The sequence below is a fragment of the Caulobacter mirabilis genome, from assembly GCF_002749615.1.
Classification (GTDB): domain Bacteria; phylum Pseudomonadota; class Alphaproteobacteria; order Caulobacterales; family Caulobacteraceae; genus Caulobacter; species Caulobacter mirabilis.
This window is the reverse complement of sequence record NZ_CP024201.1, coordinates 3,319,222-3,342,863: the sequence shown is the minus strand read 5'-3', so window position 1 is coordinate 3,342,863 and position 23,642 is coordinate 3,319,222. Positions and strand designations below refer to the sequence as shown.

General features: G+C 71.2%; 19 protein-coding genes. 15 read left to right on the top strand and 4 right to left on the bottom strand.

The annotated features are described in order from the left end of the window. Positions 1 to 231: 231 nt before the first annotated feature. From CSW64_RS16040 to CSW64_RS15980, 13 genes are all read left to right on the top strand, one after another. Positions 232 to 1,614 carry a M28 family peptidase gene (locus tag CSW64_RS16040; protein ID WP_099623042.1) on the top strand — a complete coding sequence of 461 codons (1,383 nt, stop codon included), beginning with the start codon at positions 232 to 234 and terminating at the stop codon, positions 1,612 to 1,614. Further along, positions 1,611 to 2,558: a D-alanine--D-alanine ligase gene (locus CSW64_RS16035; protein WP_099623041.1), complete on the top strand. Its 948-nt coding sequence runs from the start codon at positions 1,611 to 1,613 to the stop codon at positions 2,556 to 2,558. Before CSW64_RS16040 ends, CSW64_RS16035 begins: the two co-directional genes overlap by 4 nt. Then, entirely contained in the window at positions 2,524 to 3,432 is a 909-nt protein-coding gene (locus CSW64_RS16030; RefSeq protein ID WP_099623040.1) for a cell division protein FtsQ/DivIB, read from the top strand. Before CSW64_RS16035 ends, CSW64_RS16030 begins: the two co-directional genes overlap by 35 nt. A 31-nt stretch (positions 3,433 to 3,463) precedes the next feature. Continuing rightward, positions 3,464 to 4,789, top strand: a complete 1,326-nt coding sequence (gene ftsA, locus CSW64_RS16025) for a cell division protein FtsA (RefSeq protein WP_099624299.1) — start codon at positions 3,464 to 3,466, stop codon at positions 4,787 to 4,789. A 199-nt stretch (positions 4,790 to 4,988) separates the two neighbouring features. Beyond that, on the top strand, positions 4,989 to 6,509 hold the full coding sequence (gene ftsZ, locus CSW64_RS16020; RefSeq protein WP_099623039.1) for a cell division protein FtsZ: 1,521 nt from the start codon (positions 4,989 to 4,991) through the stop codon (positions 6,507 to 6,509). 235 nt (positions 6,510 to 6,744) lie between these two features. Further along, positions 6,745 to 7,641 (top strand): UDP-3-O-acyl-N-acetylglucosamine deacetylase, encoded by an 897-nt coding sequence (gene lpxC, locus CSW64_RS16015; RefSeq protein ID WP_099623038.1) that lies wholly within the window; start codon positions 6,745 to 6,747, stop codon positions 7,639 to 7,641. A gap of 89 nt (positions 7,642 to 7,730) precedes the next feature. Beyond that, a complete protein-coding gene (locus CSW64_RS16010) occupies positions 7,731 to 8,717 on the top strand; it encodes an outer membrane protein assembly factor BamD (RefSeq protein ID WP_099623037.1) in 987 nt (328 codons plus the stop codon). A gap of 31 nt (positions 8,718 to 8,748) precedes the next feature. Next, the gene (recN, locus tag CSW64_RS16005) at positions 8,749 to 10,446 is read left to right on the top strand and encodes a DNA repair protein RecN (protein WP_099624298.1); all 1,698 of its coding nucleotides are present in this window, start codon (positions 8,749 to 8,751) and stop codon (positions 10,444 to 10,446) included. 147 nt (positions 10,447 to 10,593) lie between these two features. Beyond that, positions 10,594 to 13,005: an NAD-dependent DNA ligase LigA gene (ligA, locus tag CSW64_RS16000; RefSeq protein WP_099623036.1), complete on the top strand. Its 2,412-nt coding sequence runs from the start codon at positions 10,594 to 10,596 to the stop codon at positions 13,003 to 13,005. Positions 13,006 to 13,130: 125 nt separating this feature from the next. Next, positions 13,131 to 13,541, top strand: coding sequence for a GntR family transcriptional regulator (locus CSW64_RS15995; RefSeq protein ID WP_099623035.1), 411 nt, complete (start codon positions 13,131 to 13,133; stop codon positions 13,539 to 13,541). A 5-nt stretch (positions 13,542 to 13,546) separates the two neighbouring features. After that, the gene (locus CSW64_RS15990) at positions 13,547 to 14,443 is read left to right on the top strand and encodes an ABC transporter ATP-binding protein (RefSeq protein WP_099623034.1); all 897 of its coding nucleotides are present in this window, start codon (positions 13,547 to 13,549) and stop codon (positions 14,441 to 14,443) included. A gap of 19 nt (positions 14,444 to 14,462) precedes the next feature. After that, entirely contained in the window at positions 14,463 to 16,244 is a 1,782-nt protein-coding gene (locus tag CSW64_RS15985) for a hypothetical protein (protein WP_099623033.1), read from the top strand. A gap of 11 nt (positions 16,245 to 16,255) precedes the next feature. Then, complete coding sequence (locus CSW64_RS15980; RefSeq protein WP_099623032.1) at positions 16,256 to 18,307, top strand: prolyl oligopeptidase family serine peptidase; 2,052 nt, start codon at positions 16,256 to 16,258, stop codon at positions 18,305 to 18,307. Between the two features lie 12 nt (positions 18,308 to 18,319). Here CSW64_RS15980 and CSW64_RS15975 read toward each other — a convergent pair whose 3' ends face one another. Continuing rightward, on the bottom strand, positions 18,320 to 18,766 hold the full coding sequence (locus CSW64_RS15975) for a MarR family winged helix-turn-helix transcriptional regulator (protein ID WP_099623031.1): 447 nt from the start codon (positions 18,764 to 18,766) through the stop codon (positions 18,320 to 18,322). Positions 18,767 to 18,892: 126 nt separating this feature from the next. Between CSW64_RS15975 and CSW64_RS15970 the strand changes: the two genes are divergently transcribed. Then, the gene (locus CSW64_RS15970) at positions 18,893 to 19,981 is read left to right on the top strand and encodes an aminotransferase-like domain-containing protein (protein WP_245863731.1); all 1,089 of its coding nucleotides are present in this window, start codon (positions 18,893 to 18,895) and stop codon (positions 19,979 to 19,981) included. Here the strand turns inward: CSW64_RS15970 and CSW64_RS21855 are convergent. Then, a complete protein-coding gene (locus tag CSW64_RS21855) occupies positions 19,978 to 20,625 on the bottom strand; it encodes a metal-dependent hydrolase (RefSeq protein ID WP_150131435.1) in 648 nt (215 codons plus the stop codon). The genes CSW64_RS15970 and CSW64_RS21855 overlap by 4 nt on opposite strands. A gap of 94 nt (positions 20,626 to 20,719) precedes the next feature. Between CSW64_RS21855 and CSW64_RS15960 the strand changes: the two genes are divergently transcribed. After that, positions 20,720 to 21,136, top strand: coding sequence for a DUF2147 domain-containing protein (locus CSW64_RS15960; protein ID WP_099623029.1), 417 nt, complete (start codon positions 20,720 to 20,722; stop codon positions 21,134 to 21,136). A 234-nt stretch (positions 21,137 to 21,370) separates the two neighbouring features. Here the strand turns inward: CSW64_RS15960 and CSW64_RS15955 are convergent, their stop codons facing one another. Beyond that, entirely contained in the window at positions 21,371 to 23,182 is a 1,812-nt protein-coding gene (locus CSW64_RS15955; protein WP_099623028.1) for an aminopeptidase P family protein, read from the bottom strand. A 42-nt stretch (positions 23,183 to 23,224) separates the two neighbouring features. After that, a complete protein-coding gene (locus tag CSW64_RS15950; RefSeq protein WP_099623027.1) occupies positions 23,225 to 23,641 on the bottom strand; it encodes a hypothetical protein in 417 nt (138 codons plus the stop codon). Position 23,642 lies beyond the last annotated feature (1 nt).

Below are 23,642 nucleotides of genomic sequence, written 5' to 3'. Positions count from 1 at the left end.
TGCTGCTGACAGCGTTGTGGCGGCATGAAGTCCGACCCTCCCCAGCGGTCCCGATCCTCCCCCATCGGGGGAGGGGGACCATGCGCAGCATGGTGGAGGGGGCCAAACGCCGAGGACCCTCTCCACCACCCTTCGGGTGGTCCCCCTCTCCCAGAGGGAGAGGAGAAATTCTTAGCCCGGGGTCAGGGCGGCCCGCTTGACACAGGGGCCGCGCTATCGCACCGCCGGGGCATGCGCATTTCCCTGCTCGCCCTCGCGGCCTCCCTCGCCCTTTCGACCGCGGCTGTCGCCGCCGAGCCCGTCGACACCGCCGCCGCCCTGCGGGACAAGGCGCTGGTCGACCAGACCGCCTGGACCGTGCTGGACGACCTGACCACCGGCATCGGGCCGCGTCCGGTCGGCTCGCCGGCCATGGCCCGGGCCAAGGACTGGGGCGTCGACACGCTCAAGAAGCTCGGCTTCGAGAACATCCGCGTCGAGGAGTTCGCCAAGCCGTCGTGGGCGCGTGGGCCCGAGTCCGCCTCGGTGGTCGCGCCCTATCCGTTCAGGCTGTCGATCATCGGCCTGGGCAACAGCGTCCCGACGCCGGCCAAGGGGATCGAGGCCGAGATCGTGGTGTTCAAGGCCTACGCCGATCTGCTGGCCGCGCCCGCCGGGTCGCTGAACGGCAAGATCGCCGTCGTCACCCAGGCCATGACCCGCACCCAGGACGGCCAGGGCTACGGCGCCGCCGGCGTCGCCCGCCGTTCGGGCCCGTCGGAGGCGGCCAAGCGCGGCGCGGTCGCCTATCTGGTCCGCTCGATCTCCACCTCCGACTCGCGCCTGGCTCACACCGGCGGCACCCGCTACGCCGAGGGCGTGGCCAGGATCCCGGCCGCCGCCCTGGGCGTGCCCGACGCGGACCTGCTGGAGCGTCTGGCCGCTCGCGGCCCGGTGAAGGTCAAGCTGGCCATGGCCTCGACCACCAGCGACAAGACCGTGGCCTGGAACATCTCCGGCGATATCCCGGGCAGCGAGAAGCCCGAGGAAGTCATCGTCATCGGCGGTCACCTGGACAGCTGGGACGTCGGCACGGGCGCGATCGACGACGCCTCGGGCATCGCCATCACCACCGCCGCGGCCAAGCTGATCGGCGACCTGCCGCGTCACCCGCGCCGGACCATCCGCGTGGTGATGTGGGGCTCGGAGGAGACCGGCGGCTCCAGCGAGGCCTACGCCAAGGCGCACAAGGACATCCTCGGCAATATCATCACCGCCAGCGAGAGCGACCTGGGCGCCGACCGCGTCTACGCCCTGCAGCTGCCGAAGGGCGCCGCCGCGACGCCGCTGGGCGGCCAGCTGGCCAGCCTGCTGGCCCCGCTGAAGGTCATCGTCTCGCGTGAGGAAGCCACGTTCGGCGGCTCCGACGTCGAGGGTCTGCAGGACGCCGGCGTGCCGGTGTTCGGCCTGCGCCAGGACGCCAGCCGCTACTTCGACCTGCACCATTCCGAGGACGACACCATCGACAAGGTCGACCCCCGGCAGCTGAGCCAGAACGTCGCCGCCTGGGCCTCGACCCTCTACATGATCGCCGACAGCGACATCGACTTCCGCGCCCTGAAGGACTCCAAATGAGCCTGCCCCTGCAAGGTCACCACGTCGCCGTCCTGCTGGGCGGCCTGTCGTCGGAGCGCGAGGTCAGCCTGGTCTCCGGCGCGGCCTGCGCCAAGGCGCTGGAGAACCTGGGGGCCAAGGTCACCCGCGTCGACGCCGGCCGCGACCTGGCCCAGGTGCTGACCGCCGTGAAGCCGGACGTGGTCTTCAACGCCCTGCACGGCGAGTGGGGCGAGGACGGCTGCGTCCAGGGCGTGCTGGAGACCCTGGGCCTGCCCTATACCCACTGCGGGGTGCTGTCCTCGGCCCTGGCCATGGACAAGGCCAAGTCGAAGGCCGTCATGGCCGCGGCCGGCGTCACCGTGCCCGGCGGCGGCCTGTACAATCGCCATGATGTCGCCCGCGACCACGTCCTGCCGCCGCCCTATGTCGTGAAGCCGAACGCCGAGGGGTCCTCGGTCGGGGTCTTCATCGTCCGCGAGGGGGCCAACACCCCGCCGCAGGAAGTCGTGGCGCCCAGCTGGACCTACGGCGAGGAGGTCATGGTCGAGCCCTACATCGCCGGCATGGAGCTGGCCGTCGGGGTCATGGACGGCAAGGCGCAGACGGTGACCGAGATCATTCCGCGCACCGACTTCTACGACTACGACGCCAAATATTCCGAAGGCGGCTCCCAGCATGTCCTGCCGGCGCGGATTCCGCAGGAGGCTTTCGACGAGGCCCTGCGCCTGTCGGAGCTGGCCCACGCCGCTCTTGGTTGCCGAGGGGTGACCCGAAGTGATCTTCGTTATGACCCTGTTAAGCGTCTTCTGGTCCTTTTGGAGGTCAACACGCAGCCCGGCATGACGCCCACCTCCCTCGTTCCGGAGCAGGCGGCCCATCTGGGGACGTCGTTCGACCAACTGGTGCTCTGGATTGTGGAGGATGCGTATGCCCGCGGCAGTGCGGGGGGCAAGGCAGGGTAACGCCAAGCCCCGGGCCAAAGCGCCCGCAAGCAGGGGAAAAGCCCGCGCCGCCTCCACGGCGCCGAAGCCCGCGGCCAAGCTGCGCGCGGCGCAGGGCGTGCTGCCTCCCGTCGTGGCCTTCGGAGCCGCCGGCCTGGTTCTGGTCGTCGGCCTGGTCGTGGCCCTGTCCACCGGACATCGCGGCGAGCGTCTGGCCGACGGGACCAAGTCCGTCGTCGCCGGCCAGACCGCGGGCGCCGGATTCCGCCTGAACAAGATCCACGTGCAGGGCGCTTCGCCGATGGCCCAGGACGCGATCCTGGCCGCCACCGGCCTGCATGCCGGCCTGCCGATCCTGGACCTGGACCTGGAGGCGATTCGCGCCGCGGTCGCCCGCGTCGGCTGGGTCAAGGAAGTGCAGGTCGTGCGCCTGCTGCCCGATACCCTCGTGGTCGCCGTCAAGGAGCGCGAGACCCTGGCGGTCTGGCAGTCCCAGGGCCGCACCTGGGTCATCGACTCCACCGGCCAGCGGATTCCCGAAGCCGACCCGGGCCGTTTCCCGCAGCTGCCGCTGATCGTCGGCGAGGGCGCCAACGAGACGGCCGCCCAGATCCTGCCGGCGGTGCAGTCGCGGCCGCGCCTGCGCGACCGGCTCGAGGCGCTGGTCCGTGTCGACGGTCGTCGCTGGGATCTGCGGCTGAAGGACGGCGGGATCGTCCAGCTGCCGGCCGTCGAGGAAGAATCCGCGCTGATCCAGCTGGACCAGCTCGACCAGCGCCAGCGGATCCTGGAGCTGGGCTTCGAACGTATCGATCTGCGCGATCCGGGCCTGGTGGCCCTGCGGCCGCGCACCACCCGCGCGCTGCCCGGCGAAGTGTCGGCGGCGGGCGTCTGAAGGAAGGAAGAGGGCAGGGGTGCTCAAGAGCATGGCTCGACCGGACGATCGCAAACAGGCTCGCGACGGCCTGAAGGCGGCGCTTGCGCGCCAGCCCGTGATCGCGGCTGTCGACCTGGGCGCCTCTAAGGTGGCCTGCTTCGTGATGAAGCCCGACGGCGTGCGCCGCGGCGAGCGCACCCTGACCACGGCGGGCGTCGGCTACGTGCAGTCGCGCGGCGTCAAGGGCGCCACCATCTGCAGCATGGACGAGGCCGCCGAGGCCATCGCCCTGGCGGTCGAGCGCGCCGAGTCGGTCGCCGGGGTCAGCGTCCAGGGCGTGACCATCGCCACCGCCGGCGGCCAGATGGCCAGCCACCGCGTGTCGGCGCGCGTGTCGATCGGCGCCCGTCCGATCTCGGACAACGACTGCTCGCGCGCCCTGGCCTCGGCCCTGGCGCAGATCCGCCTGCCGGGCCGCCGCCCGCTGCATATCCTGCCGATCGCCTGGTCCGTGGACGGACAGAAGGGCGTGCGCGATCCGCGCGCCATGTTCGGCAAGACCCTGGGCGTCGACCTGCTGGTCATCTCGGTCGCCGAGACGGTGTTCCAGACGCTGAGCCACTGCGTCGAGCGCGCCCATCTGCAGCTCGAGGGCGTGGTGGCCGCGCCGTTCGTCTCCGCGCTGGCGGCGCTGGAAGAGGACGAGATGGACCTGGGCGCCATCTGCATCGATATGGGCGGCGGCACGACCTCGGCGGCGGTGTTCAGCGGCGGCTCGCTGGTCCATGTCGAATGCCTGCCTGTCGGCGGCGAGCACGTGACCCAGGACATCGCCCGCGGCCTGTCGACCTCCCGCGCCGGCGCCGAGCGGATCAAGACCCTGCACGGCTCGGCGATCGCCTCGGCCAACGAAGACCGTGAGATGATCGAGGCGCCGCCGCGCGGCGACGACCCGGGCGCCGGTCCGGTGATCGCGCCGCGCTCACTGCTGAAGGGCATCATCTCGCCCCGCGTCGAGGAGACGCTGGAGCTGCTCCGTGAGCGGCTGAAGGCCTCGGGCGCGCCGATCGAGCCGGGCGCCGGCATCGTCCTGACCGGCGGCGCCAGCCAGCTGGCCGGCGTGCGCGAAGTGGCCGTGCGGGTGTTCGATCGTCCGGTTCGTCTGGGCCGTCCGCGCCGCGTTCCGCACCTCGCCGACGCCGTGACCGGCCCGGCCTTCTGCGCCGCCGCCGGCGTGCTTCACCGCGCCGCCTTCGGGCCGCGCGAGGCGGTGTCCGGCAAGATCCTGGCGGGGGCCGGCAAGCGGCGCGAGCCGGTCGATCCCAGCGCCGGCGCGGTGACCAAGGTCGCGGCCTGGCTGCGCGACAATCTGTAGCCATAATGGGGGAGGCGATTCGCTTTCCCCTTATTTCCACAGGTTTTCCTCCGGCGACGGCTCGATGAAGGGCCGACTCAGGCTATGCGATTAACTGCCGATTAAGGATGTGGGTCTGATTGTTAACCCCGCCGTAAGGCATTCCCGGCGGGCGGGTCGCCGGGCTGTTCGAGAAGAACGCCAGGACACGGGGTCCCAAATGAAGCTCTACGCGCCGCAAACCACCGAACTGAAGCCCAGGATCGTCGTTTTCGGCGTCGGCGGGGCCGGCGGGAACGCCGTCAACAACATGATCGAGGCGGGTCTGGAGGGCGTCGAGTTCGTCGTCGCCAACACCGACGCGCAGCAGCTGCAGTTTTCCAAGACCGAGCGCCGCATCCAGCTTGGCGTGCAGGTGACTCAGGGCCTGGGCGCCGGCGCGCATCCGGAAGTCGGCATGAGCGCCGCCGAAGAGAGTTCGCCGGAGATCGGCGAGCACCTCGACGGCGCCCACATGGTCTTCATCACCGCCGGCATGGGCGGCGGCACCGGCACCGGCGCGGCGCCGATCATCGCCAAGTGCGCGCGTGAGCGCGGCATCCTGACCGTGGGCGTGGTCACCAAGCCGTTCCACTTCGAAGGCCGCCACCGCATGCGGCTGGCCGACGCCGGCATCGCCGAGCTGCAGCGCTACGTCGACACCCTGATCGTCATCCCGAACCAGAACCTGTTCCGCGTCGCCAACGAGCGCACGACCTTCGCCGAGGCCTTCGGCATGGCCGACCAGGTCCTGCACTCGGGCGTCCGCTCCATCACCGACCTGATGGTGCTGCCGGGCCTGATCAACCTCGACTTCGCCGACGTCCGCACGGTCATGACCGAGATGGGCAAGGCGATGATGGGCACCGGCGAGGCGAGCGGCGACGACCGCGCCCTGATGGCCGCCCAGAACGCGATCCAGAACCCGCTGCTGGACGAAGTCTCGCTGAAGGGCGCCAAGGCCGTGCTGGTGAACGTCACCGGCGGCCTGGACATGACCCTGCTGGAAGTCGACGAGGCGGCCAACGCCATCACCGACCAGGTCGATCCGGAAGCCAATGTGATCTTCGGCGCGGCCTTCGATCCGGCCCTGGAGGGCATGATCCGCGTGTCGGTCGTGGCCACCGGCATGGACGGCGCCTCGATCGCCGCCATCGAACCGCACCGCACCACCCGCGTGAACGCCACGGCCAAGCCGCTGATCGTCGATCCGGCGCAGCCGGTCCCGGCGCCGCAGCCCGCCTACGAGCCTGTCGCCCGTGCGCCTGAGCCGATCGCCTATGCCGCGCCGGCTCCCGAGCTGATCGAGCCGGTGGTCGCCGAGTACGAGCCGGAGCTGTCCTTCGAAGCGCCGCCCGCGCCTCAACCGGTCCAGGCCGCCGCGCCGATCGTCCAGCAGCCGGTCGTCCAGCAGCCGCAGCAGCGCACGGTCATCGTCGACCCGCTGGTGGCCGACGAGGAAGAGCTCGGCGGTCCGCTCTACGCCGATCCGCACTTCGGCGAGAGCCGCCAGCAGCGCAAGGGCTTCCTGAGCCTGTTCGGCAGCCGCCAGCAGCAGCAACCGCCACAGCAGCAGGCTCGCTACGAGGCTCCGCGGAGCCAGGGCGGGCGCGCCCAGCCGCAGCCGCTGATGGAAGAGCCGCAGGCCGACGAATCTGACGATCTCGAGATCCCGTCCTTCCTGCGCCGACTGGCCAACTAGTCGGTCCAGGGTCGCCCGACGCCGAGGCGTCGGTCCGACATGGTGAACAACAGCCCCGGAAGCGTTGTTGCAAACGCTTCCGGGGCTTCTTATTTTTGCCGTAATTTCAAAGGCTTGGCCGGGTTACAATCCGAAACAGGGTTTGTTTTGTCCCCGGCGCTCCCGCCGCCTACATGGCATGCAGGGCAAAGGGCGGTCGCAAGGCCGCCGACAACAAAGCCAAAGGTTCTCTCTCGTGTCGATGTCGGCCTACTACCAGCATACCGTCGCCGGCCCCGTGATCTTCGCGGGCATCGGCGTGCATACGGGCGCGCATGTGCGAGTGGCCGTTCGTCCGGCCGCGCCGGACAGCGGCATCGTCTTCGTGCGCGCCGACCTGAAGGACATCGACAACGTCATCCGCCTGTCGGCCGAGTGCGTCGGCCAGACCCGTCTGGGCACCGTCGTGTCCAACGCCGCGGGCGCCAAGGTCTCGACCATCGAGCACCTGATGGCCGCCCTGTGCGCGCTGGGCGTCGACAACGCGGTGGTCGAGCTGGATGGCCCGGAAGTGCCGATCCTCGATGGATCGGCCGAGCCGTTCGTCCAGGTCCTGGACCGCGCCGGCCGCCGTCGTCAGGAAGCTCTGCGCCGCTACATCGAGGTGCTGGCGCCGATCGAGGTGATCGACGGCGACAAGCGCGCCGCGCTGCTGCCGTCGGACCGCTTCGAGATGGCGTTCGAGATCTTCTTCGATTCGGCTCCGGTCGGCCGCCAGGCCATCGATCTGGAGATCACCGAAGAGTCGTTCCGTCGCGAATTGGCCAACTGCCGCACCTTCGGCTTCCTCAAGGATGTCGAGGGCCTGCGCGCGGCCGGCCTGGCCCGCGGCGCCTCGATGGAGAACGCCGTGGTCCTGGACGGCGACCGCGTGCTGAACCCGGAAGGCCTGCGTCGCCCGGACGAATTCGTGCGCCACAAGGCCCTGGACGCCGTCGGCGACCTGTACGTGCTGGGCGCGCCGCTGCTCGCCCGATTCGAAGGCCGCTACGCCGGCCATGGCCTGAACAACCAGGTGGCGCGCGCCCTGGCGGCCAATCCGCGCGCCTGGCGTCTTCGGACGCTGGCGCCGGAGCTGGCCGAAGCGGTCTGATCCGGCTTCGCCGCATTTGCGCCCGACTTCCTGTGGTGTAGAAGCCTTGGGGCGCCGGGGGCGCTCGAACTGCTTCGAGGTGAGGGTACGTGCTTCGTAGATCGCAAGGCCGCGCGGCCGCTGTCGTCGTCCTGGCCGTGTCGGCGTCATTGGCGCTGACCGCCTGCGTCGGCAAGGAAAAGAAGCCTCGCCTCGCCTATCAGGAGCGGCCGGTCGAACTGCTTTACAATACGGGCGCGCTGCGCCTGGACCAGCGGCGCTGGACCGAAGCGGTCAGCTACTTCCAGGAAGTCGAGCGCCAGCATCCGTATTCGGAGTGGTCGCGCCGGTCGATCCTGATGACGGCCTACGCCCAGTACCAGGCGAACCAGTACCCGGCGGCGATCGAATCCGCCGATCGCTTCATCCAGCTGTACCCGGGCAACCCGTCGGTCGTTTACGCCTACTATCTGAAGGCCGTCTGCTACTTCGAGCAGATCGTCGACGTGAACCGCGACCAGGCCTCCAGCGAACAGGCGCTGGTGACCCTGCGCGAGATCGTTCAGCGCTACCCCACCACCGAGTACGCGGCCGACGCCCGGCTCAAGATCGACATGGTCAACGACCAGCTGGCCGGCAAGGAAATGGCCATCGGTCGGTACTATCTGAAGCAGGGTCAGACCCTGGCCGCGATCGGCCGCTTCAAGGCCGTGGTCGACAAGTTCCAGACCACCACCCATACGCCCGAGGCGCTCTATCGCCTGGTCGAGGCCTATCTGACGCTTGGCCTGAACGGCGAGGCCAAGGCCAACGGCGCCGTGCTGGGCTACAACTTCCCGGGCGACCCCTGGTACGCCGACGCCTACCGCCTGTTGAGCGACAAGGGCCTGCAGCCCGCCGTCGAGCCCAAGACCCCGGGCGCCAAGCAGAACTATCTCGACCGCATGCTGGGCCGGAAACCGGCTCCGCCGCCGCCGGGCGAGGACGTCACGCCGCCCGCCGATGACCGCGTTTCGCCGGAATCGGCGAACCCCGCGGCGCTGCCCAAGCCGAAGCCGAAGAAAGAAGGCTGGTTCTCCAAGCTTCTTGGCCGTTGACGCGGAACGATTCTGGAACAAACTGCCCGCGATGCTTATCGGGCTGGCCATTCGTGATGTCGTTCTGATCGAAAGCCTGGACCTCGCCATAGGTCCGGGCCTGACGGCGCTTACCGGCGAGACCGGCGCCGGCAAGTCGATCATCCTGGACGCCCTGGGTCTGGCCACCGGCGCGCGCGCCGAGGCCGGACTGGTGCGCCGCGGCGCGGCGCAGGCCAGCGCCACCGCCATCTTCTCCCTGCCGCCGGACCACGCCGTCTGGGCCGTCCTGGACGAGAAGGGGCTGGCCTACGAGCGGGACGAGGACCTGGTCCTGCGCCGCCAGCTGTCGGCCGACGGCCGCAGCCGCGCCTTCGTCAACGACCAGGCCACCGGCGTCGCCGCGCTGAAGGAGCTCGGCGCCCTGCTGCTCGAGGTGCATGGCCAGCACGAGACCGTCGGCCTGCTCGACCCGCGCACCCATCGCCAGCTGCTGGACGCCTTCGGCGGCGTCTCCGCCGGGACCGTGGCCGCCGCCTGGAGCGGCTGGCGCGCCGCGCGCGAACGGGCCGAGACCCTGCGCGACCTGGCTTCCCGCGCCGCCGCCGAGGCCGAGGAGACCGCCCTGCGCCTGGGCGAACTGGACCGGCTGGATCCCAAGGACGGCGAGGAGACCGCCCTGGCCGAGGAGCGGGCCCTGCTGGGCGCCGCCGAGAAGGCCCTGGCGGACGTCGACGCGGCCCGCGACGCCCTGGGCGGGGAGGGGCTGTCGTCCAAGCTGGCCGCCGCCTTCCGCGCCATCGAGCGGGCGCGCGAGCGAGCCATCCAGGCGGGCGCCGCCGCCGACGGCCCGGCCGTGGAACGGCTGAACGCCGCCGCCGAATCGATCGACCGCGCCCTGACCGAGGCTCGTGAGGCCGAGGCCGCCATCGACCACGCCGCCGAGGCCTTCGACCTCGATCCCAAACGGCTGGAGGAGGCCGAGGAGCGGCTCTTCGCCCTGCGCGGCATGGCGCGGAAGCTGAACGTCACGGTCGAGGCCCTGCCGCAGGTCCGGGCCGAACTGGGCGCCAAGCTGCGCAACATCGAGACCAGCGGCGAGCAGCTGAAGATCGCCGAGGTCGCCGAAGCCGCCGCCCGCAAGACCTACATCGACGCCGCCGCCGTCCTGTCGGCTGAACGCCGCGCCGCCGGCGACCGGTTGGCGACGGCGGTCGAGGCCGAACTGGCGCCGCTGAAGCTGGAGAAGGCGAAGTTCCGCGTCGTGGTCGATCCGCTGGGCGAGGATCGCGCCGGTCCGACCGGCCTGGACCGCGTGGCCTTCGAGGTCTCGACCAACCCCGGCGCGCCGTTCGGCCCGCTCGAAGTGATCGCCTCGGGGGGCGAGCTGGCCCGCTTCGCCCTGGCGCTGAAGGCGGCGCTGGCGTCGCGCGAGCACGGCGCCCAGCCGCTGATGATCTTCGACGAGGTCGACCAGGGCGTGGGCGGCGCGGTCGCCGACGCCGTCGGCCTGCGCCTGCGCAAGCTGGCCGGCGACGCCCAGGTGCTGGTGGTGACCCATAGTCCGCAGGTCGCCGCCCGCGGCCACGCCCACTGGCGGATCAGCAAGAGCGGCGACGCCACCTCGACCCGCACCGCCGTCGAGGCCCTGTCGCCCGACGCCCGCGAGGAGGAGATCGCCCGCATGCTGGCCGGGGCCGAGATCACCGACGCCGCGCGCGCCGCCGCGCGGGCGCTGATCGGGGCGTAGAGGCCGTGCGTCCTTCGAGGCGCGATCCTGAGGGATCGCTCCTCAGGATGACGAGCGTGGCCGGGCTGCACTAGTGTTCGTCATGGTGAGGAGCGAGCGTCAAGCGAGCGTCTCGAACCACGCAGAGAATCGAGCCACGCACCGACCATGAGCGCTGAAGTCCCCGTCTCCGATCTCACCGAAGCCCAGGCCGTCCTCGAGCTGGAGCGGCTCGCCGACGAGATCGCGGCGCACGACATCCGCTACCACCAGGAAGACGCCCCCTCGATCAGCGACGCGGACTACGACGCGTTGAAGCGGCGGAACCTGGAGATCGAGGCGCTGTTCCCGCAGCACGTCCGGGAGAACAGTCCTTCGCTGAAGGTCGGCGCCGCCGCCTCCAGCCAGTTCGCGCCGGCGCCGCACGGCGTGCCGATGCTGAGCCTGGACAACGCCTTCGCCGACGAGGACGTCACCGACTTCGACGCCCGCGTCAGGCGTTTTCTGCGACTGTCGGCGGAGGACCATGTCGCCTTCACGGCCGAGCCGAAGATCGACGGCCTGTCCGCCTCGCTGCGCTACGAGAAGGGCCGGTTCGTGCGGGGGGCCACGCGGGGCGACGGCCGCACCGGCGAGGACATCACCGCCAACCTGCGCACCCTGAACGACATCCCCGAGCAGCTGTCCGGCTCCGGCTGGCCGGACGTCATCGAGGTCCGCGGCGAGGTCTACGCCCCGGTCGAGGAATTCGAGGCCTTCAACAAGGCGTCGGAGGAGGCGGGCGGCCGCACCTACGCCAATCCGCGCAACTTCGCCGCCGGCTCGCTGCGCCAGATCGACCCGACCGTCACCGCCAAGCGGCCGCTGCGCTTCTTCGCCTACGCCTGGGGCGAGGTCAGCGCGCCCTTCGCCGAGACCCAGTGGGAGGCGCTGGGCAGGTTCAAGGACTGGGGCTTCACCACCAACGATCGGTCGCGGCGGGTCGAGGACGCTCAGGGCCTGCTCGATGTCTACCGCGGCATCGGGGCCGAGCGGTCGACGCTGCCCTATGACATCGACGGCGTCGTCTACAAGGTCGACCGGCTGGACTGGCAGTCGCGGCTGGGCTTCGTCTCCCGCTCGCCGCGCTGGGCCATCGCGCACAAGTTCCCGGCCCAGCAGGCGACGACGACGCTTGAGGCCATCGACATCCAGGTCGGCCGCACCGGGGCCCTGACCCCGGTGGCGCGGCTGCATCCGGTCACGGTCGGCGGCGTCGTCGTGCGGAACGCCACCCTGCACAATGAAGACGAGATCATCCGCAAGGACGTCCGCGTCGGCGACACGGTCGTGCTGCAGCGCGCCGGCGACGTCATCCCGCAGGTCGTGGCCGTGGTCGAGGCGCAGCGCCCGCCGGAGGCCGTTCCCTACGTCTTCCCGCACGTCTGCCCGGTCTGCGGCAGCAAGGCGGTCCGGGACGCCGGCCAGGCCGTCCGCCGCTGCACCGGCGGCCTGATCTGCTCGGCCCAGCTGACCGAACGCATCAAGCACTTCGTCTCACGCCGCGCCTTCGACATCGAGGGCTTCGGCGACATCTACGTCGACCTGCTGTTCGACAAGGGCGTGCTGAAGAGCCCGGCCGACATCTTTCGTCTTCGCCAGCGTGCGGAGGCCGTGAAGGCGGCCATCCTGGAGCGTCGCAAGGAGCAGGCCGAGGCCCGCCGGCTTCAGAAGGCCCAGGACGACGACGCCCGCGTCGGCAAGGCGATCAGCGACGAGAACCGCGCTTTCGACGGGCTGGAGAAACTGTTCGACAGCATCGACGCCCGGCGCAGGATCTCGCTGGACCGCTTCCTGTTCGCGCTGGGCATCCGCGATATCGGCGAGACCACCGCGGTCAATCTTGCGCGGGCCTTCGACAGTTTCGAGGAACTGAGGCAGGCGCTGCTGCGGGCTTCGGAGCAGGGGCCGGCCGAGGCCTACGCCGAGCTGTCGGACATGCGCGGGATGGGCCCCAAGGCGCGGGATCAACTGCTGCTGATCGCGCCGACGTTGGAGGCGGACCCTTGGCCCGACGCGCCGATGGCCCAGAAGCTGGACCATGCCCTGGCCGGTCTGGCCAGTCCCGCCCGGCGGGCGCTGGCGGCGCGGTTCGACGACTGGTCGGCCTTCGTCGCCTGGGCGAAGGAGGCGGCCGCGGGCGCGCCGGGGGACGACTTCGTCTCCCTGTCGGCCATCGACGGCATCGGTCCGGTGGCGGCCCAGTCGATCGCCGCCTTCTTCGGGGAGGCGCACAACCGGGACCTGGTCGAGGCCCTGGTCGGCGAACTGGCCGCGATCGAGCCCCTGGCCAAGGCCAAGACCGACACGGCGGTGGCCGGCAAGACCGTGGTCTTCACCGGCGCGCTGGAGAAGATGACTCGCGACGAAGCCAAGGCCCAGGCCGAGGGGCTCGGCGCAAAGGTGGCCGGTTCGGTGTCGAAGAAGACCGACCTGGTGGTCGCAGGCCCGGGGGCGGGCTCCAAGCTGAAGGACGCCGAAAAGCACGGCGTGAAAGTTCTGACCGAGGACGAATGGCTGGAGATGATCGGGGTCGGGTAGGCGCGGCCTTCCAGCCGTTCGACGTCATCGCCTAGGCTTGGTGCGGCGGAGGGGGCTGGGTCGCTGTTGACTACTCCGAACTAACTGTACTAGTTATCACAGTACACGAAGTTCGGATCACACCCATGCCCCGCGTCGCCCCTCTCGCCATATCGATCGCCACCGGCGACAGCCGGCCGATCGCCCACCAGATCGTCGATGCGGTTCGCCTGCAGATCACCACCGACCAACTGTCGGTCGGCGATCGGCTGCCCAGCGTCAGAGGTTTGGCCCAGCAACTCGGGATCAACCCGAACACGGTGGCCAAGGCCTATGGCCAACTGACCATCGAGGGTTGGCTGGAAGCCCGCGCCGGACTTGGCCTGTTCGTCGCGGTGCGACGGGAACAGCTGAGCGGCGAGGAGCGCGAGCGCCGGATCGGCGAGGCGGTCGACCGCTTCGTGAACGAGGTTGTGGCCATCCGCTACCCGCCCGACCGCGCCGTCGATCTGGTCGCCCACGCGCTGGAGGCGATCGCCCCCAGCAAGATCGCGTAGCGGCCATGATCTCCGATCTGGCCATCGAGACTCGCGCCCTGACGCGCCGGCATGGCCGCAAGGTCGCCGTCGACCACCTCGACCTGGCGCTGCCGCGCGGCGGCATCCACGCCATCGTCGGCGCCAACGGCGCCGGCAAGTCGACGCTGTTCCGGGTGCTGCTCGGCTTCGTGACCCCGACCGCGGGCGAAGCCTTCGTGCTGGGCCGGCCCAGCGGCGCCCTGACTCCCGCGGACCGCGGGCTGATCGGTTTCGTCAACGAGGAGCATACGCTGCCCGGCTGGGCGCGCGTCGACGAGGTCGTCGCGATGCAGCGACGGCTCTATGCCGACCGCTGGGACGAACAGGCCTTCGCGTCGGTGATCTCCAGCTTCGATCTGCTCGGCGATCAGCGCGTGGCCCAGCTGTCGCGCGGCGAGCGCGCCGGCCTCAATCTGGCGCTGGCGCTGGGCCAGTCGCCCGAGCTGCTGATCCTCGACGAGCCGACGCTGGGCCTGGACGTGGTGGCGCGCCGCCGGCTCCTCGAAGCCCTCATCGCCGGCGTCGACGGCGGCGACCGCACCATCGTCTACTGCTCGCACCAGATCGAAGAGGTCGAGCGGCTGGCCGACACCCTGGTCGTGCTCGAGCGGGGGCGGCTGCTCGCCTTCGCCGCGCCGGACGAGGTCTGCGGCCGGGTCAGCCACTGGATCGCCGACGTGCCCTTCAAGGGACCGGAGGCTGCGAGCGTGCCGGGCCTGCTCCAGCACCGCCGGTTCGACGGCGTGCACCACTATGTCGTGCTGGACCAGGACGACGACTTCGAGGCGTTCCTGCGCGCCGCCGGCGCCCGCACGGTCCATCGCCAGGCGATGTCGCTCGATCGCGCGGTCGACGCGCTGCTGACCCGCAATCACGCCTGATCCGAACAGAGTCTCCATCATGCTCGAACTGTTCATTGGCGAATGTCGACGGTTCCGTCTCTGGGCGCTGGGCGCAGGCCTGCTGCACACGGGGACGCTGCTGTTCTTCGACTTCATGGTCGACCCGCTGCAGCAGCCGCAGTCGGTCTATCAGCTGGCGGCGGCGATCTACGCGGTCGGCGGGGCGCTGCTCGGTCTCTACCAGGCGGGCGGCTACGCGCGGATCAACGCCTGGGTCATGCTCCTGCACCGTCCGCTGGCGCCCCGCGCGATCTTCGCGGCGGTCGCCGGCGCGGGCGCGACCATGCTGGCGCTGGCCGTGGTCGTCCCCATCCTGATCATGCTGGCGGCGCACGGACTGACCGGCGCGCGCTTCGTCGACGCGCGGCACGGGCTGCTTCCGGCCGCCGGGCTGCTCGTCGCGCTGATCGGCTACCTGGGCGGGGTCTACGCGGCGTTGTCGCCCCGCCGCTACGGCTGGCTGGCGCTGATCCCGGCCCTGCTGCCGACCGTGAGCGGCGCGGCGGGCGCGGGCGCCCTGGTCGTCCAGGCGATGACGGCTCTCTGGCTGGTTCTCATGGTGCTGGCGGTTTTCAAACCGGATCTCCAGACACCGCCGCGTCGGGCCTCCGGCCTGGCGATGACCGCGCTGGCCACGGCCATGGGCGTCTATGTGCTGGCCGTCGCCGCGGGCGGACTCGCCTTCGAGACGGCGTCGATGATCATCGGAAACCACCCGCGCGACGGCGCCGCCTCGACGAACGGCGTGGTCGCGGCGACCCGGATCGAGGGCGGCGCCCTGATCGAGGCGGGACTGGCCGGTCGCCGGGACGATCAGGCGCGGGTCTGGCGCGAACAGGTGCGCCTGTCGGAAGTCTTCGCCATTCCGCCGACGCGGCCGGCGCTGCCGGTGCGTGGGGCGATGACCAACATCGCGCCCATGGAGTTTGACGACCCCGAGCGTGGCGTCCGTTGGACCTTCAGCCATGACGACATGCTTTTCCATGGGGTGCGGCTCGCCGATCGCCGCACGGCGGGCGTCCTGGGCGTGGGCGGCGACCGCCCGTTCCGCGCCCCGCCGCTGGTCAGCGACAGCGGCATGATGATCGCCCGCGACGGCGTCTTCACCTTCGATGCGGACAGCGGCCTGATCCGCCAGCGCATCCACCTGGCCGAGGGCGAGGTCGCCGCCGCGCCGCCGGCCGTGATCGGCGAGGCCGTGGGCCTGATGACCAGTCGGGCGCTGCGCTTCTACGACCGGCGCGTGCTGGAAGAAGACGACCGCCGACGTCCGATGTTCGCCAGCGTGCCCCTGGCGGCGCCGGTCGGAAACGTGATGCGGATCGACCTGATCGAGCTGATGGAGGGCTATCTGGTCTCGGTCACCTACGCCCGCGGCGCCGTGGAGGGACCGGGCCGCGCCTGGCAGGATGTCGTCGAGATCGACGGCTCAGGGCAGGCGCGATCGGCGGCCCGGCGCACGCTGACGCCCGACTATCCGACCGCCGCCCGGTTCACGCCCTGGTGGGTTTCGCCCGGCTTGAGCGCGCTTCGCGGCGCCTCGGAGCGCGTCCTCGCCGCCGAGGCGCCGCTGGCTGAACGTCTGCCGATCCAAATTCCCGCGGCCATCATGCTGCTGGCCGGCGCGCTGTCGCTCCTCGCCGCCGCGATCACCGCCTGGCTGGGTCGGCGACGCGGCCTGGCCGCCGCGTCCATCGGCGCCTGGTCGCTGGCCGCCCTGCTGGCCGGCCTTCCGATGCTCGCCGCCTTCTGGCTGATCCGTCCAACCCCTCGCCGCTGACGAGGCTTGCCATGCCCCTCCTTCTCCGTTGGCTGCGCGCGATCGCGGCCGCGCTGTCGACGCTCGCGCCGGCGTCCCTGGCCGAGGCCGCCTCGCTCGATCGGTTCCTGGCGGCGGAGCGCGCTCGCCCCGCGGCCTACCTGCTGCCCCGCGACGCGTTTCCGGTCGAGACGACGGTCTCGTCGGTCACGCTTTCGCCGGACGGGCGGCAGGCGGTCTGGTTGCGCGACGAGCGGGATGTCCGGTCGCTCTGGGGGCGGTCGACGACGGCCGACGGCGCGCCGCGGCGCCTCCTGCAGCGGGTGGAGGCGTCGGAGGTCCACTGGTCCGCCGACTCCCGATGGCTCCTGCTGATCGGGCCGCGGACGGTTCGGGCGCTGGCGATGGCCGGGCAGTCCGGCTCGGGCATGGTCGCCTCGCTGGGCGGTGCGACGCGGTTGCGGGCCCTTGCGCTGGATCCCCACGGTCCCGGCGTCCTGCTCGTCGACGAACAGGGCGAGGGCGCGGGCAGGGCGTGGCGGTTGTGGCGGACGGGCGTCGGCGGTCAGCGCCGGCTGGTCCTACGCTCGACCCGGGAGATCGTCGACGCCGTGATCGGTCGCGACGCGACGGCCGTCTTCGTCAGAGTCGTGGACGACGGCCGTCACGAGATCCTGGCGGGACCGCTGGGGGGAGAGTTCCGCGCCATCGCGCAATGCGTCGGGCTGGAGCGGTGCAACCTGCTCGGCGCCGCGCCCGACGGTCGGGGCGTCCTGGTCGCCGGCGACCTCGGCGGCGCGCCGCGCCAGGCGCTGTTCCGGGTCGGCCTCGACGGTCGCCGAGTCCTGGTCCACGCGGATCCGGCGATGCGGGTCGACATCGACGCCATCGTGCTCGACCGCCGCACCGGCGCGCCGAGCCTGGTCGGCTATCGCGGCGGCGCGCCCCGCAGCTACGGCGTCGACGCCGTCGCTCGCGCGGCCCTGAAGCGACTGGAGCGGACAGGACTCGACAGCGGCTTCGCCATCGAGACCTCGGCGGGGCCCTGGCTGGTCCGGGAGCGCGACGCGCGGCTCGCCGGCAATCGTTGGCGGCTGTTCGATCCGGCGTCGGGGCGGCTGACCACCTTGCTCGACGATCCGGGACAACACCGGCGTCCGGCGGCGGAGCAGTTGGCGCGGACGGTCGGGGTCAGCTTCCGCGCCTCCGACGGCATGGAGATCCACGGCCTGCTGACGCCGCCGCCGGGACGTGACCTGGCCCGCGCCCCGCTCGCCACGATCGTCCATGGCGGCCCCTGGTCGCACGACGATCCCGACTACAGCGCGCTGACGCAGTTCCTGGCCAACCGCGGCTATGTCGTCTTCCGTCCGCAGTTCCGAGGATCGACCGGCTATGGCCGGGCCTACATGGCGGCGGCGGGCGGCGACTTCGGCGACGGCCGGGTCCAGCGCGACATCGAGGAGGGGACCCGCTGGCTGCTGGACCGGGGCGTCGGCGATCCGCGCCGGACGGCCATCATCGGCGCGTCATTCGGCGGCTATTCGGTGCTTCAGGCCCTGTCGAACGGCCGCCGGCTCTTCGCGGCCGGCGTCGCCATCGTGCCGCCGACCGACATGGGGTGGGTGACGCGCTGGGCGTCGGCGCGCAGCGATCGCCTGAGCCCTCGAAGCCTGCCCCTGTCGACCACCCTGCGGCTTCTGCAGATGGACCCCGACGATCCCGCGACGAAGCAGAGGCTCTACGCGCAGTCGCCCCGAGCCCGCATCGGCGCCATGCGGACGCCGCTGCTGATCGTCGCCGCCGGGCGCGACGAGCGCGTGCCGATCCGCAGCGTCGTCGACTATGCGGCCCGGCTCCGCGTCGCCGGCGCCGACGCTCGCATCGTCATCGCCCGCAAGCAGCCCCACGCATCGGGCGATCCGCTGGCGATGCGGGCCTCATTCTATCTGATGGAGGAGCTGCTGCAGCGCGAGCTCGGCGGGGCGCCGCCTGTCCGTCTCGCGCCGGACGTCCGGGAATGGATGGCCGCCAACCTGTCGGCTAGCGCGCCGCCCGGCGAGGACGCGTCGTCCTGGAAGTGACGCGGCCTTGGCCTAGTCCGCCGCCAGCTCCGCCATGACCTCGCGCCAGCCGCGGACCGCGTCCCGTCCGGCGCGCTCGAAGGCGGCTTGCAGGTGACTCATCTGGGCGCCGGTCAGCTCCGCCTCCAGCTTGGCGCCGGCCTCGGTCAGGCTGAGATTTTTCACCCGGCGGTCCTCCGCCGAGGGGAGAGCGGCGACCAGGTCCAGCTCGATCAGCTGCCGCAGCGGGCCGTTCAGCGCCTGCTTGCTGACGGCCAGCATGCCGAGCAGGCCGGTGACCGAGATCTCGGGACGACGGGCGATGAAATAGAGGACGCGGTGGTGGACCCGGCTCAGGCCGCGCCGTTCCAGGATCCGATCCGGCCGATCGGTGAAGCCGCGATAGGCGAAGTAGAGCAGCTCGATCGCATCGCGCAGTTGGGCCTGGCGAGCGTCTTCCGAAGAGGTTGGGTCAACCATGTTGACACATTAGGCTCGTGGTCCTTACGGTGTCGATAGGTCAAGATTATTGACGCTGTCGGAGCTTTGGTCATGGCGCGGTTGTCGGCGCGAACGGGAGATCTTCACGCATCGCCGGTGCGGGAGATGCTCAACGTATCGCTGCGGCCGGGCGCCATCTCCTTCGCCGGCGGCCTGCCGTCGCCGGAGACCTTCGCCGGGCTCGACCTGCCGCCGCCGCCGCGCGACCTGCTGCAATACGGCCCGACCGAGGGCGAGCCGCCGCTGTGCGAACGCATCGCCGCGGAGCTGCGCGACCTGGGCGTCGACACGACCGCCGAGCGGGTGATGATCCTGGCCGGGTCGCAGCAGGGCATCGACCTGGCCGCCAAGCTGGTCGTCGACCCGGGCGCGACCGTCGCCGTCGAAGCCCCCGCCTATCTGGCCGCGCTGCAGGTGTTCCGGTTCTTCGGCGCGCGGTTCTCGACCCTCGACCGCGCCGATCCGGCGTCGGGCTGGGGCGGGGACGCCACGCCGCGGCTGGCCTATGTCACCCCGACCTTCCAGAACCCCACCGGCGGCTGCTGGTCGGCCCAGGAGCGGGCGGCGCTCGCCCAGGCCTGCCAGGCCCATGAGGTGATCCTGTTCGAGGACGATCCCTACCGCGATCTGGTCTACGAGGATTGCGAGCGAACGCCGATCTGCGCGGGGATGAGCGGCGGCGGCTCCTGGATCTACCAGGGCTCCTTCTCCAAGACCGTGGCCCCGGGCCTGCGGCTGGGCTTCCTGACGGCCTCGGAAGATCTGTTCCCGCTGCTGGTGCGGCTCAAGCAGGCCAGCGACCTGCACACCAACCGGCTGAGCCAATGGATGGTGCTGCAGTATCTGCAGGACCCCGGTCGGGCGGCGCGGATGGAGGGGGTCAGGGCCCTGTATCGCCGGAAGCGGGACCTGTTCGACGCGGCCCTGACCCGGCATCTGGGCAATCTGGCGTCCTGGACCACGCCGCCGGGCGGGCTGTTCTTCTGGGTCGCCCTGGCGGGCGGCGTCGATCCGCAGGGCTTGCTGACACGAGCGCTGGAGCGGGGCGTTCTGTTCACCCCGGGCAGCCATTTCATGGCCGACGGCGGCGCCTGTCCGGCGATCCGGCTGAACTTCAGCCTGGCCGCGCCGGGCGACGTGGAGCGCGGGCTGGCGGTGATCGGCGACCTGCTGCGCGAGCGGGCGACGGCCTAGGCGCGCCGGGGTCGCTCGGCGAGCCAGGCGACCGCCGCCAGACTCAGGTAGGCGACCAGGGCCATGGTCCCGAAGGCGGCAGGCGACGTCGGCGGCGGGCCCGGCAGCTCGGCGTAGATGCCGAGACCGCCCAGCAGGGCCAGAAAGGCGCAGCCCCAGGCCCAGCCGCGTCCCTCGGTTCCGCGCCGCCACAGCCAGGCCCCGCCGGCGACGGCGATCAGCGTGATCTCCAGCATCTTCTCCGGAACCGGCCAGTTCCACCAGCCGAGACCGACCTTGATCCCGCCGGGCCACAGGGCCAGGTCCGGCCGGTGGACCAGGAAGTCGAGCAGCCAGTGGGAGAAGACGGTCAGGCCGAGGATGGCCGCCACCCGCCACGGCGTCTTCAGCAGGCCGCGGGCCAGCAGCGCGCCGCCGACGGACCAGACCACGGCCGCCGGCAGGCTATGGGTCCAGGGCATGTGGTAGAGGTCCAGGGGCGTGCCGGGCAGGCTGGGGTCGAACCGCACCTTCTCGACGCCGGTCATGATCAGCACGCTCCAGCCGATGTCGACCAGCTGGGCGGCGCCGACGGCGGCCCACAGCGGCGTCCGCGGCTCGACCGCCCGCGCGGCCAGCGCCGCAGCATAGTGTCCCACGAACATGGCCCGCCCCGCTCTTGCCATTCTGCACGTTCAGGAGGAGCTTCACGGGTGACGCCGCTCTAGGCAAGCACCCCTTCACAACGGACGAAACGCCATGCTCCGCCTTCTCGCCGCCGCTGTCCTGACGGCCGCTGTCGCCACCCCGGTCTTCGCCGCCGACATCACCGGCCGTTGGCGCACGCCGGGCAACGGCGGGGAGGTCGAGGTCTATCCGTGCGGCGGCGCCGTCTGCGGCAAGCTGATCAGCTCGGCCCACATCGCCAAGGACCCCGGCGCGCTCGACGCCAAGAACAAGGACCCCAAGCTGGCCAGCCGCAAGCTGAAGGGGCTGACCTTCCTGACCGGCTTCACCGGCGGCCCGACCGAATGGAAGGGCGGCAAGGTCTACAATCCCGAGGACGGCAATACCTATTCGGGCACGATCACCGCGGTCGGCGCCGATACGCTGAAGCTGAAGGGCTGCGTCGTCGCGCCGCTGTGCAAGACCCAGACCTGGACGCGGATCAAATAGGCGGGCGGGACAGACGGGGACATGCTCCGCGAAGCGGTGCGTGTCCCCTGTCGAACGGTAAGAAGGGGACACGCACCCTGCGGGAGCATGTCCCCGGCGTTGCATGGTTCGAGACGCGGACCCTCAAGCGAGCGCATCGAAGGACGCAGGACCTGTCGGCAATGGAGAAGGGCGCGGATCGCTCCGCGCCCTTCATCACGCATGGGTCGTCGGATCAGGTCCGAAGGGACTTGCCTAGATCGGCGCGCACGCCCCTTCCAGCCATTCCCGCACGTCCGCCGGGACCAGCGGGCCGATCTTGTCCAGCACCTGGGCGTGGTAGGCATTGAGCTGGGCGCGTTCGACATCGCTCAGCATGTCGGCCTCGATGCAGGCTCGATCGATCGGCGCCCAGGTCAGGTTCTCGAAGCCCAGCATCGGCCGCTCGCCGCCGGGGATGTCCGCGGCCGGCGTGACCACCTGCAGGTTCTCGATGCGGATCCCGTACTCGCCCGGCTTGTAGTAGCCCGGCTCGTTGCTGAGGATCATGCCGGGACGCAGGGCGATGCTGTTGGGGGCCTTGCTGATCCGCTGCGGGCCCTCGTGGACGCCCAGATAGACGCCGACGCCGTGGCCGGTGCCGTGGTCGTAGTCCAAACCCGCCTGCCACAGCGGCTCGCGGGCCAGGGCGTCCAGGGCCGAGCCGGTAGTGCCGGCCGGGAAACGGACCCGCGCCAGATGCAGATGGCCCTTCAGCACCAGGGTGTAGCGCTGCTTCATCTCGGCGGACGGCGTTCCGATCGCCATGGTGCGGGTGATGTCGGTGGTGCCGTCCAGGTACTGGCCGCCGCTGTCGACCAGCAGGAAGCTGCCCTGGGCCGCGCGCTCGTTGCTGCGCTCTGTCGGGCGGTAGTGGGGCAGGGCGCCGTGGCCGTTGGCCGCGCCGATGGTGTCGAAGCTGAGGTCCTTCAGCGCGCCGGTCTCCTCGCGGAAGCCCTCCAGCTTGGCGACGGCCTCCTTCTCGTCCGGCGGGTTGATCTGGCCTTCGGTGGCGACCCAGTGCAGGAAGCGGGTCACCGCCACGCCGTCGCGGACGTGGGCGCGGCGGGTGCCCTCGATCTCCGCCGCGTTCTTGCAGGCGCGGGGCAGGGTGCAGGGGTCCATGCCGCGGACCGGCTCGGCGCCGACGGCGGCCAGGGTGTCGAAGTACCAGGCCGAGGACTGGCCGGGGTCGACCAGCACCTTCTTGCCCTTCAGGTCGGCCAGGGCGCCGTCGAGCGCTTCCGGGGCCTCCAGCGAGACCTGGTTGCCCAGCCAGGCCGGCAGGTCGTCGGTGACCTTGACCGGGTCCAGGAACAGGCGGGCCGTGCCGTCGGCGTTGACCACGGCCTGTCCGAGCGGCAGCGGCGAGCGGATGACGTCGCCGCCGCGGATGTTGAACAGCCAGGCGATCGACGACGGCGCGGTGATCACCGCGGCCTCGGCCCCGGCGTCGCGGAGCCCCGCGCCGATGCGCTCACGCTTGGCGGCGGAGTCCTCGCCGGCGAACTCCAGCGGCTGGGGCACGATCGGGGCGGTCGGCTGCGGCGGGCGGGCTTGGCCCCAGGCCTGGTCCAGCGGGTTGGCGTCGACGGGTTTCAACACCGCGCCGGCCTTGTCGGCGGCGGCGCGCAGAGCGGCCAGGGCGTCGGGGCTGTGCAGCCGGGCGTCGTAGCCGAGCACCGCCCCCTTCGGCGCGGTCTCGAGGTAGGCCGGCACGCCGCCCTCGACCAGATCGCGAATCTCGAACACGTCCGGGTCGACCTGTTCGCCGACCTGCAGGGTGTAGCGGCCGTCGACGAAGACCGCGGCCCGGTCCTGCAGGATCACCGCCGCGCCGGCCGAGCCGGTGAAGCCGGTGGCCCAGGCGAGGCGGTCGTTGGCCTCGGGCAGGTACTCGTTCTGGTGCTCGTCCTCGTGCGGGATCAGGAAGCCGTCGAGGCCCTGGGCCTTCATGGCGTCGCGGATCAGCGGAACGTGCCGCGGGCCGAACGAAGGATCGGTATGTTCGTCGAAGGTCTGGCGCATGAGGCACATCTATGCTGCGCCAGCCTCCGACGGAAGGGAAAGCTACGGCTGCGGCGTCGGTTCGGGGGGCGTTTTCGGCTCCGCGGCCGGTCCAAGCGCGTCGGACGCGTCGTTGGCCGCCTGCTCGGCGCCCGAGCGGACGGCGGCGTCGGCGGCGGCCTGGGCGTCGGCGGCGGCGCGTGACGCTTCCTCGGCGGTGCGTGTCGCCGAGTTCGCGACCTCGCGGGCGCTGTCCATGGTCGATTGCGCCCCGGCCAGCATGCCTTCGGCGCGGCCCTGCTCGACGGCCTGGGCGATCCGCGTCGCGTCCGGCTCCGAGGGGCGGTTGGTGGTCATGAACACCACCGCGAAGATGGCGACCAGGGCCACCAGCGCCGCCATCACCCAGGCGGTCGTGCTGGCGCCCTGCGGTTCGGCCTGTTTCGACGACGGCCGAGTCTCGGGATCGGTCTGCGTCATG